At 70.6% G+C, this 11,044-nt stretch carries 11 protein-coding genes; 4 read left to right on the forward strand and 7 right to left on the reverse strand.

What is annotated here, in order from left to right; translation table 11 throughout:
* Nucleotides 1-7 precede the first annotated feature (7 nt).
* Both JQX11_RS03425 and JQX11_RS03430 read right to left on the reverse strand, forming a co-directional pair.
* Entirely contained in the window at nt 8-250 is a 243-nt protein-coding gene (locus JQX11_RS03425; RefSeq protein ID WP_204923467.1) for an acyl carrier protein, read from the reverse strand.
* A gap of 82 nt (nt 251-332) precedes the next feature.
* Nucleotides 333-1,292 carry a ferritin family protein gene (locus JQX11_RS03430; RefSeq protein WP_204923468.1) on the reverse strand — a complete coding sequence of 320 codons (960 nt, stop codon included), beginning with the start codon at nt 1,290-1,292 and terminating at the stop codon, nt 333-335.
* A gap of 339 nt (nt 1,293-1,631) precedes the next feature.
* Between JQX11_RS03430 and JQX11_RS03435 the strand changes: the two genes are divergently transcribed.
* Complete coding sequence (locus JQX11_RS03435) at nt 1,632-3,227, forward strand: amino acid adenylation domain-containing protein (protein ID WP_204923469.1); 1,596 nt, start codon at nt 1,632-1,634, stop codon at nt 3,225-3,227.
* Nucleotides 3,228-3,503: an acyl carrier protein gene (locus tag JQX11_RS03440; RefSeq protein WP_204923470.1), complete on the forward strand. Its 276-nt coding sequence runs from the start codon at nt 3,228-3,230 to the stop codon at nt 3,501-3,503.
* Between the two features lie 163 nt (nt 3,504-3,666).
* Here the strand turns inward: JQX11_RS03440 and JQX11_RS03445 are convergent, their stop codons facing one another.
* On the reverse strand, nt 3,667-3,990 hold the full coding sequence (locus tag JQX11_RS03445; protein ID WP_204923471.1) for a nuclear transport factor 2 family protein: 324 nt from the start codon (nt 3,988-3,990) through the stop codon (nt 3,667-3,669).
* Nucleotides 3,991-4,022: 32 nt separating this feature from the next.
* Nucleotides 4,023-4,853: an SDR family NAD(P)-dependent oxidoreductase gene (locus JQX11_RS03450; protein ID WP_204923472.1), complete on the reverse strand. Its 831-nt coding sequence runs from the start codon at nt 4,851-4,853 to the stop codon at nt 4,023-4,025.
* Nucleotides 4,854-4,911: 58 nt separating this feature from the next.
* On the opposite strand from JQX11_RS03450, the gene JQX11_RS03455 reads away from it, so the two are divergent.
* Nucleotides 4,912-5,568: a TetR/AcrR family transcriptional regulator gene (locus JQX11_RS03455; protein WP_204923473.1), complete on the forward strand. Its 657-nt coding sequence runs from the start codon at nt 4,912-4,914 to the stop codon at nt 5,566-5,568.
* Nucleotides 5,569-5,597: 29 nt separating this feature from the next.
* Here JQX11_RS03455 and JQX11_RS03460 read toward each other — a convergent pair whose 3' ends face one another.
* From JQX11_RS03460 to JQX11_RS03470, 3 genes are read right to left on the reverse strand one after another with little or no spacing between them, the layout of a single operon-like run.
* Nucleotides 5,598-7,193, reverse strand: coding sequence for a CATRA conflict system CASPASE/TPR repeat-associated protein (locus tag JQX11_RS03460; protein WP_307826044.1), 1,596 nt, complete (start codon nt 7,191-7,193; stop codon nt 5,598-5,600).
* Nucleotides 7,174-7,512 carry a CATRA system-associated protein gene (locus JQX11_RS03465; protein WP_204923475.1) on the reverse strand — a complete coding sequence of 113 codons (339 nt, stop codon included), beginning with the start codon at nt 7,510-7,512 and terminating at the stop codon, nt 7,174-7,176. Before JQX11_RS03465 ends, JQX11_RS03460 begins: the two co-directional genes overlap by 20 nt.
* 53 nt (nt 7,513-7,565) lie before the next feature.
* A complete protein-coding gene (locus JQX11_RS03470) occupies nt 7,566-10,118 on the reverse strand; it encodes a CHAT domain-containing protein (protein ID WP_204923476.1) in 2,553 nt (850 codons plus the stop codon).
* A 55-nt stretch (nt 10,119-10,173) separates the two neighbouring features.
* Between JQX11_RS03470 and JQX11_RS03475 the strand changes: the two genes are divergently transcribed.
* Complete coding sequence (locus JQX11_RS03475; RefSeq protein WP_204923477.1) at nt 10,174-11,031, forward strand: macro domain-containing protein; 858 nt, start codon at nt 10,174-10,176, stop codon at nt 11,029-11,031.
* Nucleotides 11,032-11,044 lie beyond the last annotated feature (13 nt).

Consider the following 11,044-nt stretch of genomic DNA (forward strand, 5'->3'; position numbering starts at 1 on the left):
GGCGTCGTCATCCGGCGGCCTGGCTGACCAGCGCCACCACGTCGGCGACCGTGACGACGTCCATCGCCTCGTCGTCGGAGATCGGTGGCAGGTCGAACCGCCGCTCCAACGCGACGGCCAGTTCGATGAGCGTGAGCGAGTCGAAGTGCAGGTCCTCGACGAGTCGCTGGCCGTCGGTGACGTCCCCGGCCGGGTGGGGTGCCATGCTGGCCACCAGTTGGCGGACCGTCACCTCGACGGGCTCTGCCATCGGACTTTCTCCCTTTTCCTCAGTTCAGGCTCCGGTTTCCTGAGTTCGGGCTCCGGTTTCCTCAGCTCGGGCTCCGGTTTCCTCAGTTCAGGCTCCGGATCGGATGTGGCACGCCGTGCCGGTTCTCGTAGTCGGCGACGGCCCGCTCCTCGGCGGCCCGCCACACCTCGGTGACCTGTGCGTCGACGTCGTCGAGACCGGCGGCGCGCACGCGGCGCAGCAGCGCGTCCCGGGCGGTGTCCCACTGGTCGCGCAGTTGCCGGCCCCGGGCCCGGACCACCATCGGCAGCGCCGACGGGTTGCGCCGCTCCGGTCCGACCAGCACGTGCACCACGTACGGGATGGTGTCGAGGACCTGGTCGCCGACGAGCTGCCGGCGGCCGTTGTCCACGGCGTGGCGCATCGCCCACACGCCGAAACCGACGTGCCGGGACTCGTCGCGGATCACGTTGCGCAGTCCCTCGGCCAGCACGGGCAGCTGGCCGCAGCGGCGGACCGCCTCGGCGACCGAGCGGAGCACGACCAGCGCGAGCGCCCCCTCGGCCACCACGTGGTAGGTGGTCACCGCGGCGTACCAGGCGTCGCGGTCGTCCGGGTCGCGCCGCACCCGTTCGGTCTGTTCCAGCAGGTACGCGTCGAACAGTTCCACGGTGGCGGCGGAGGCCTCCGCGCGGCACCGCAGCGCGTACGCGTGGGGTGGTTCGATGGCCCCCTCCACCGCCCGGAGGTAGCCGAGGAAGAAGATGCTGTGCCGGCTCTCGTCCACGAGCTGGCTGGAGAGGTAGAACTGGGCGGCCTGGGTGGGGGCCGCGTACACCAGGGGGGTCAGCAGCCGGGCGACGGCGACCTCGCCGACGGCGAGTTCCACGAGGGCGGCCTTGAGTTCCTGGTAGAGGAAGGGCCGCAGCGCCTGCCACGCCGGTCGGTCGGCGGCCATCGTGAGGTCCTGGGTGGACCAGTTCTGCCGCTCCCAGCGCAGGTACAGGCTCTCGGGAGTGGTCTCCCGGTCGTCGATGAGCTGTTCGTCGAGAATGGCCGTCACCGTGGGACTCCTTTCCCTTGGCGGCCCTGCGTCACGGGGCCGCACCGGTGGCAGCCGGCAGTGGGATCGACCGGAGGAACGGCATCGACCAGTGATCACCTAGAGAATCGGCGAGCGGGTGCCGGGTGTCAAGCAGGGTTCCCGGGCCCCGTGGTGCCGGCGGCAACGGCCGGCGTGGAGCACCGTCCGAACAGGAGTCCGGGTGGTTGGTTCGGTTCCCTTGCACCGGGAAACTGTGTCCTCTCGCGGCAATGATCGTGTGGTAGAAAGGCGGGAATTTTCGTCGGCGGCACCAACTACGAGGTTCCGGAGGGGAAGCCCGACATGGGGATACGGGCCGTGGCACGTGGCAGCCTCGTCGATCTCGTCCGGGAACAGGCCGACCGTGACGCGTCGAGCGTGGCGGTGGTCGACGAGGGCGGGGTGCTGACCTACGGCGACCTGGAGCGGGAGAGCAGCCGCCTCGCCCACGTCCTGGCGGCCCGTGGGCTCCGGCCGGGCGACCGGGTCGTCCTCCTGCTCCCCCGGACCGCTGCGGCGATCTGCGCCATCTTCGCGGTCCTGAAATGCCGTGGCGTCTACGTTCCGCTGGACACCGCCAGCCCGCCGGCCCGGCTGCGGCCCCGGATCGTCGCGGCCGAGCCCCGGTTCCTGATCGGGGATGCCACCACCCGCCGTCTGCTCCGGCAGTGCTGGGACGGTCCGTCGGCCGTGACGGTCTGGCTCACCGACCCACCGCCGGACGCACGGCGACCGCAGGACGTCCTGGCGGCCGAGGTCTCCGCCGCACCGGCCACGCCACCGGCCACCGAACCGGGCCGCACCGACCTCGCGTACCTGCTCTTCACCTCGGGTTCGACGGGGACGCCGAAGGGAGTGCCGATCACCCACGGGAGCGTGCTGTGTCTGGCGTCCTGGGCGCGGGAGCACTTCCGACTGACCGGCGCGGACCGGCTCTCCTGCCACTCGGCGTTGTCGTTCGACTTCTCCGTGCTCGACATCTACTCGGCGGTGGCGGCCGGCGCGTCGCTGCACCTGGTGCCGGCGCACTACAACCTCGCCCCCGACCTGCTGGCACGGTTCATCCGTGACCAGCGGCTGACCCAGTGGTCGTCCGTGCCGTCGGTCCTCATGGCGATGGCCAACCGTGGTGTGGTGCGGGACATGCCGGACCTGCGCCGGGTGGTCTGGTGCGGGGACGTCTTTCCGGTCGACGGCCTGCGCCACTGGATGGCGAACCTGCCGCACGTCCGGTTCACCAACCTCTACGGGCCCACCGAGGCCACCGTCGCGAGCAGCTACCACGACGTCGGGGCGATGCCGGCGTCGGGTGCCGGGGTGCCGATCGGCACCGCGCTGCCCGGTGAGCGCCTGGGGGTGTTCGACGAACACCGGCGGCCGGTGCCGACCGGCGTGGTCGGTGACCTGCACATCGCCGGGGTCGGGCTCAGCCCGGGGTACTGGCGGAGCCCGGCGGAGACGGCGGCGGCGTTCGGCACCGTCGAGGGGGACGACGTCACCCGCTGGTACCGCACCGGGGACCGTGCCAGCATCGACGAGCAGGGGCTCGCCCACTTCCACGGTCGCGGTGACCGGCAGATCAAGTCCCGCGGGTACCGCATCGAACTGGACGAGATCGCCCGGGTGGCGCGGCAGCTGCCGGAGTTCGCCGACGTGGCGATCGTGGCGGTCGACTCCCCCGAGGCTGCCGGGCGCGAGATCGGCCTCGCCTACGTGGCCGCCGGCGACCGGCCGCCGGACCACGCGTCGGTACGGTCCGTACTGGCCCGGACGTTGCCCCCGTACATGCTGCCGACGCGGTGGCTCGCGGTGGAGGCGATCGACACGAACAGCAACGGCAAGGTCGACTATCCGGCACTGACCCGACGGTTCCTCGACCATGCCGACGCGGCCCCGCCCGGAACGGAGACCTAGATGTCGTCACCCACCACCTGGCCGGCGTCGTTCGAGGCGATCCTGCGCCGTTACCTGGCGGCGCTCTCCGTGGACGAGGACATCCCGGCAGAACCGCTTCTCGACCTGGGCCTGGACTCGCTACGGGCGACAGCGCTCCTGGCGGACCTGGAGAGGGAGTTCGGTGTCGACTTCGGCGACGAGGTGCTCGACCCCGCGCTGTTCTCCGGTGCCGGCCACATGTGGACGGTGGTCCAGGAGCTGATGGACGATCACTCCTCGCGCGCCCCGCGGTGACCCGGCTGCGGTAGACGGCTCGGGTGCGACTTTCCTCGTCCGGTCGCGCCGGGCTGCCGGGTGGGCCCGTCACCGTGCCGCGGTCGCACCTCGGCACCTCACGTGGCCGGCTCCCGATGATCGGGAGGCCGGCCTCCCCTGGGCTGGCACGGCCGCTGACGGATCAGACCGGGGCGATAGTGAGGTCGGTGACCTCGTCGTCCTTGATGGTGAAGACGAACGAGAAGGACAGCGGGCCGCCGGGGAAGTCGCCGTCCCCGGAGGCCACCAGCCGGTCGTCCGCGAACGAGGTCGGCGTGAGCACGATCCTGGGGGTGATCAGGTGCCCCTGGATCCACTCGCGGATCTCGGTCCGGCCGGTCCAGGTCTTCCCGTCGTCGCGTACGGTGGCCCCGTCGGCGAAGACCGCGGTCAGTGCGTTCGGGTCGTGTGCGTTGGTGGCGGCGACGAAGTTCTCGACAGGGTCGGGCAGCGTGATGTCGTTCATGTCCATTCTCCGGTTTCTCGGGGACGGCAGGCTCAGAAGTCCGCGCTGCGGGAGAGCTTCTCGTTGGCGCGCAGCTCCGCGAGTGCGTTCTCGTGCATCGCGACCACGGCGTCGTAGCCGGAGTTGCCGAGCACGATCCGGTGCGGCGGGACAGGTGCGTTCATCGCGCTGATCACGGCCTGCACGCCACGAACAGGGTCTCCGGCCTGCTTGCCGTCGGCGTCCACGAATGCCGCCTTGACGGCCTCGACCATCGGCACGTGGGCGTCGACGGTCTCGGTGACGGGTTCGTTCCGGAAGTAGGAGAAGGCACTGGTACGGAAGGCTCCCGGCGCTACGGAGAGCACCCGCACCCCGAACGGCTCGACCTCCTGGCGCAGTGTCGCGGTGAGTCCCTCGATCGCGAACTTCGCCGCCGCGTAGTAGCCGAACCCCGGTGCGCCGACGAGGCCGGCCACCGACGACATGTTGACGATCCAGCCGTCGCCGCGGGCCCGCATACCCGGCAGGACCGCGCGGATCACCTCGACGACGGCGAACAGGTTGAGGTCGAACGTGCGGCGGATCATCTCGTCGGGGGCACCCTCGATCGAGCCGTACCAGCCACGGCCCGCGCTGTTGACGAGCACGTCGATGCCGCCGAACCGGTCCTCTGCCGCCGCGACCGCCGTGCGCACCTGGTCGGGGTCGGTGACGTCGAGCTGGAGGACCAGCACCCGCTCGCCGTACGGTTCAGCCCATTTGCGCAGTTCAGCGGGGCGACGTGCGGTCACCGCGACCTGGTCCCCCTGGGCCAGCGCAGCGTCGGCGTAGACCAGGCCGAAGCCCCCGGGGGTTCCACCGGTGATGAACCAGGTCCGCATGGACTTCTCCTCTCGCTATAGAGCGCAATGTAGCGCTACATGAGCTACCATAGCAAGCGTGACCAACGCACGGGATCGTCTCCTGCTCGCCGCGGCGGAGATGCTGGAGAGCGGCGCCACGGTGTCCACGCGGGCGGTGTGCGAACGCGCCGGGGTGCAGGCCCCGACGCTCTACCACCACTTCGGCAGCAAGCAGGGCCTGATCGACGCCGTGGCCAACCACGGCTTCACCCAGTACACGGCGGTCGAGAACTCGGGCGACCCGCTGGACGACCTCCGCAAGGGCTGGGACCGGCACGTGCGGTTCGGGCTGGAGCACCCGTCGTTCTACGGGTTGCTCTACGGCCGCGCCGAGCCGGGAAGAGCCTGCGCCGTCACCGCTCCCGCGCACGCCGCGTTGCGGGAGCGGTTCACCGCCGCAGCGACCCAGGGCATGCTCAGGGTGCCGGCGGCGGACGCCGCCGAACAGGTGTTCGCCGCCAACGTCGGCATCACGCTCACCCTGATCACCCAGACGGAGCCGGACTTCGGACTGTCCGGACGCGTCCGCGAGGCCGCGCTGGCCGGAGTCCTGCACACGCCCACCACCGACGCCCCCGCGACCCGGGCGAGCGCCGCGCTGACGTTGCGCGCGCTGGTCGACGACGACCCGGGCGACCTCACCCCGGGCGAACGCGGACTGCTCGACGAACTACTGGAGCGTCTGGCCCGCTAGGGCGCACCCAACGGAGCTGACCGGGTCGTTCAGAACGTCCGATCGTACGCGGAGAGATCCTTGAAGCGGCTGGTGTTCAGCCAGTCCGTCCCCATCATGTTCACGGCGCAGCCGGCGGCGCTGAGCCGTTGGGCGATCTTCTGCAGGCTGGCCGGCGTGCCGTCGAAGTGGATGGTGTTTATGCCCGCCAGGTCGGAGATCGGCCGTAGTTTGCCGATCTCGATGATCACCGTCCGGTTGCGTTGCAGGGCCAGGGCCATGCCGGCCTCCAGGAGGACGTTGGGACGAGCCTGCCCGGTCAGTTCGCTCTCATGCACGAGATCGCCTTTGTTGCGCAGGCTCTCGTGCAGGATGGCGCCGTCGTCCGGGGTCATCAGGACGACGGCGGCCTGGTTGGTCTGGAAGGCCCGCTGCAGGACCTCGCCCATGTAGGGGGAGGGTTCGCCGGTCTGCCGCACGATCTCCTCCCAGTCGAGCGGGTGCAGGTCGATGGCGTGCAGGAAGGTCCAGAGGGCCTGGCGGGCCTGTTCGTCCCGGCCGTGGATCACGAAAACGTCGCGCGGGTTGGGCACGGGGTCTCCTGTGGGTTCGGAGCGTCGAGCGGGTGGGAGTTCGGCCAGCGCACGGGCTCGGTCGTCAGCTATGGCCAACGTGGTCAGTTCGTTTCTGAGGCTGCGACGGAGCCACCCGGCCAGCGCCAGGTCGTCGGCGAGCGGACCGGCAGCGCCGGAGGCGTCGGGGCCCAGGATCTCGCGTATGGCGACTTCCGCGTTCTTCATGCTGTGCCGCATCTCGCGCAGGGCTGCCCGCCAGTAGGCGAGGTCGGTGCGGATCTCCGTCAGGTCATCAGGGCCGGCGGCGTCCAGTCGCTGCTGGACTCGGCGCAGTCCGCCGGCTTCCTGCCACACCCTGAGCTGGTGACGGACAGTGGCCGCATGTCGGAGATGGTGGCCGAAGGGCGGCAGGACGGGCAGCCCGTTCGACCACGTCCAGTCGCTGAGTTGGTCGTCGTGCTCGGGTCGGGCGAGAATCAGGAACCAGCGCTCCGCGCGGTCGTCGGACCCGCGTAGGCGGGGCTCCCACAGAGCCAGGCCGGCTGCGGTCAACACCCCGTCATGCCACCAACCGTGAGGGCCGGTGATCGGTAGGTCCTCGGCGACCTGCTCAGCCAGGCTCGGCTCGGCCGAGCCGGAAACCTCGGCCTTTCCCAGGAACAGATACGCCGCCCCGAGCAGCAGCCCCGACCACGGTCCCGTGATCGAACGCCACAACCGGTCGAGTTCAGCCCAGCCGGGCGCGCCGTCGAACACGGTGCCAGGGGAAAGTACCGCCGACAGGTTGACGGTCGCGGGAAACCGGCGCAGCACCGCCTGGTACAGCATGTGCGGGTGCTGACATGCGGCCACGACCATCTCGCCCCCACCGAGATCCCTGGGTAGGTCGCCGAGCATCACCGGAAGGGTGGTGGGTAGCCCCGACCGCTTGAGCGCAGCGGTCATGCCGAGCACCTCCCGGCACCGCGTCCAGATCTCCCTCAGCTCGCCGTAGGCAGCGTCAGCGTGCGGCCCGTCCCCCCGGGCGAAGAGGTGGACCACCAGTTCTTTGTCAGCGGCTGCGGGACTCACCGCTCGGCTTTTCCTGACCGGACCGTTTCGGGCTCTCGAGCGTGTCCCTGAGCCGGATCACCTTCTCGCGGATCTTCGGCGGTTGTTTGCCGGTGGCGCCGCTGTCGGCGCTCTTGGCCTTGGTGGGGCCGCTCCACTCCAGGACCGCCACGGCATCCCGGAACTCGTCGGTCGCCCCGGAGGCGAGGGAGACCGCCACCCGTTCGAGCAGCGTGTCGATGTCGGCCCAGCCTGCGGGATCGAACTGCCAGTCGTCCATGTCGTCAAGCACGTTACGGAGGTCGTCGAGCACGTCGATCGGGAGGAGGTGATCGGACATGAACAGATCGTAGTCACGACCGCTGCTCGGGGCGCGGGGCACCGGCACGGCGCTCAGCCCCTGTCGGGGTGCGGTGCGGGTCTCCAGGGGTCGAACCCGTCCCCCACGATGCAGAGGCCGGCCCAGGTGTACGGGGGTACCTGCCCGCGGCCGGGGCTACGCAGGTAGTCGATTTGCACCTGGCGCAGCGCGTCGACCGGGGAACGGGCGTGCGCCAGCTCCGCGTAGAAGACGCCGAGGAGGGTAGCGGTCCGGGAGGTAGCGATGTCGACCGTGCCGGCGAGGACCCAGCGGGCCCCGGCGAGCAGTGCCGCAGTCGGAAGGCCGAGCGGCTCGGCTGCCGGGCGCTGGTCGATCCGCCCCGCCCAGCAGGCGGGCATCATGACCGCCTCCGGGAGGCGGCACCCGAGCAGGTCGGCAGCGGTCAGGGCGTCACCGTCGCCGAGCTCCAGGGCCTGGCCAAGGCCGCTGGTGGCCGTGCCGTGCACGCTGATCAGGACCGCCGCGTGATCTGCCGCGTCGGACAGGGAGGACCGCACTTGGTCGCGGGTGAGCACCGTGGCCGTCGGAAACGCGAGCTCCAGCTCGGACTTTTCCCGGCGAACGGCGGACACCGACTGGTCCAGGTACGCCAGCAGGCCCGTCCCCCGGCGGACCGGGCGCGACCGTAGGGCCGCCCAGAGGGTGATCGCGGGTACGACCGCGATGCGCGCCAACTCCGCCAGGTATCGCGTGCCAACCCGGATCGCGGCCACCGGCACCGGTCCGAGCAGCCCGCCGGTGGAGATCACCAAGGCCGGTTCCTCACCCCTCTCCAGGGCTGCGGCCAGACCCGGCGGAATGATCGCCGCCCCCAGTGCCGCCAGGGCATCGTCCTGGACCTTGGCGGCGAATCCCTCCTCCGCATCGTGGTAGCGGTCCAGCCAGCGGCGTACGTCCGGCGGCAGCAGCACCTCGTCGACCCTGGTCGTGCCGTCGGGGGCCAGCCAGATCCGGTTGCAGATGGTGGTTTCGTCCTCCAGCACGTCGACCAGCAGCGCGTGCCCGCCTTCTGGCATCGCGGCCCGCGTCGCGGCGAGGTCGACCGGCTCCGGTACGACGCTGCGTCGCAGTTCGGTGGTGGTGAGGCGGTCGAGTTGGCGGTGCAGCTCGGGCAGGCGGGCGGCCTCGTCGGGTGTTCGTCGGGCCAGGGTGATCGCCGCGACGAGCTCGTGCAGCGCCGGGGAGAACCTGGCTCCGGCTCGGATGAACGCCGCCACGGCCTCCGCGCGGGCCGCGGTGGCCACGGTGAACGCGGTGGGCCCGTCCTCGTCGCGGGCGGCGCAGTGCATGGCCAGAACGTAGGCCTGCCGGCTTTCGCGGTAGAACGTCTCGCGGTCGGCTGGATCACGCAGTCGCCGCCCAGCCTCCTCGTTGAGATGGAACGCCCTGACCGCATGCTCCTTCGCCTCGGTGACCCGGTCGTCGAGGATCAGGTCGTAGGCCAACTGGTAGTGCGCCACGGACGCCGCGCTGGGGTCACCTCCCCTCTCCAGTAGGTGCAGTGCCTGGCGGAACATCTCGATCGCAGCGGGTCGGTCGCCGCGCGCCCGCTCGACCATCCCCCATTCGAGGGCGGCCTCGGAGAGGTGCCGGGCGTCCGGGGCGTCGCCGAACGGCAGCGCCGCGAGCCGGGCCGCCGCCAGGTCGAGTTCTCCCACGAGCCGGTCGAGGCGCGCCAGGCCCAGCTCGCTGAGGAGGCGATTGCCAGGCTCGCCGGCACCGAGGCGCAGCGCCTGGTAAAACCGGCGACGGACGTAGGTGTCGGCAGCGGGATCCTCCGGTACGGCCAGAAGCCGCATCTGGCCGAGTCTGCGGGCCACGTGGGCGGCACCGAGGCGTCGACCCGCCCGCAGGTAGAGCGTGAAAGCCCTGCCGAACGCCTGTCGCGCTCCCACCGTGTCACCGAGCTGACCGAGGACGGCACCGAGTTCGCGTTCGATGTTGGCCGCCCCGATCCGTCGGCCCAGTGCGGTATAACGGTCGCTCGCCTCGGCCAGCAGAATCCGCGCCCGGTCGAAGTCGTAGGCGAGCCGTGCGGAAACCGCAGCCATGTGGGCCCAGTCCGCGCGTAACTGCTCGGTCCGTGGATGGAGCGGGCAGCGGGGCAGTAGCTCTTCCAGTGCGTGCAGATGCTCGCGTGCCTCGGCGAACCGGTGTCGCAGGTGCGCCACCGACGCCCGCTGCGCAAGGGCCTGCCCGGACCTCAGATGGTCCTCTCGCGAGGCGGCCAGCGCACCGGCCCTGGCAAGCAGGCCGTCGGCCTCGTCCAGCCGACCCTGGTAGCGGGCGAGGATCCCACTTTCCAGCAGCGCCTCGCTGTGCAGGTCAGCCAGTTCGGGCACGTCGACAAGCCTGATCGCCTCGGCGTACGCGAGGGCCGCCTCCCGGTAGCGCTGCTCGGCGCTGAGCACCCACCCCCAGTCGAGCAGCACCCGGGCACGGATCGCCGGGGGCAGATCCGGCCGAGCTGCCAACGGCTCAAGCAGACGGCGGGCGGCCGGCAGATCATGACTGTCCACGAAGGCCGACGCCTGCTGGAGAACTACGTCGATCTCTCCGGTCATCAGGCCATAGTGGACCGCCCTGGCAATCCTTGACCGGGTTCGGAAGGATCGGACCGTGCGATGGCTACTGACCATGCGGGGAATGCGGCGAGTCGCGGCCCACGCGTTCGCCGGGTTCGCCTCTGCGGCACTGCTGCTCCAGACCTATCAGGCGATCTGGAACCGTTCAATCTATCCTCGGCGGGAGCTCATGGTCGCCTTCGTCGTGGTCGTCGCCGCGGTGGCGTACGGCGTCGCGCGGGCGTGGCCGCCCACCCCGGTACGGCGGCGGCTGACCCACCCGGACTGCTCCATCAGGATCATTGCAGGGGATCTGTTCGACCAGACCCGGTCGCACCTCGTGGTGGGTTTCACCGACACGTTCGACACTGACACAGGAGACGACCGCATCATCAACCGTGGCAGCGTCCAGGGCCAGTTCCTGACCCGGATCTACGACGACGACCGCGCTCGGCTCGACATGGATCTGGACGCAGCCCTGGCGGGGGTTGCTCCGGTGGGCGTCCTGACCCGTCAGGAAAAGCCGCTCGGCAAGACGACGCGCTATCCGGTGGGCACGGTTGCCACCCTCGGCACCCCGCAGCGGCTCTTCTTCTGCGTGGGATACAGCGCCATGTCGCCCGATCTGGTCGCACAGTCCGGCCCCGACGAGTTGTGGCACAGCCTCGGCCGGCTGTGGGCCGAGGCGCATCGCCGGGGGCAGCGCGGCGGGATCGCCATGGCGGTGGTCGGGGCCGGGCTGGCCCGGGTCGACGCAGTGCAACGACCGACCTTGATCAAGCTGATCCTGTTGTCCTTCGTCGCCGCGTCGCGGCAGCGTGTGATAAGCCGCGAACTCTCGATCGTCGTTCCTCCCGCAGAGTTCGCCGAGTTGGATCGGCTGGAGTTACAGGAGTTTCTCGACTCCCTCTGAACGGCCCGCCGGG

The sequence above is a fragment of the Micromonospora humida genome, from assembly GCF_016901255.1.
GTDB lineage: Bacteria > Actinomycetota > Actinomycetes > Mycobacteriales > Micromonosporaceae > Micromonospora > Micromonospora wenchangensis.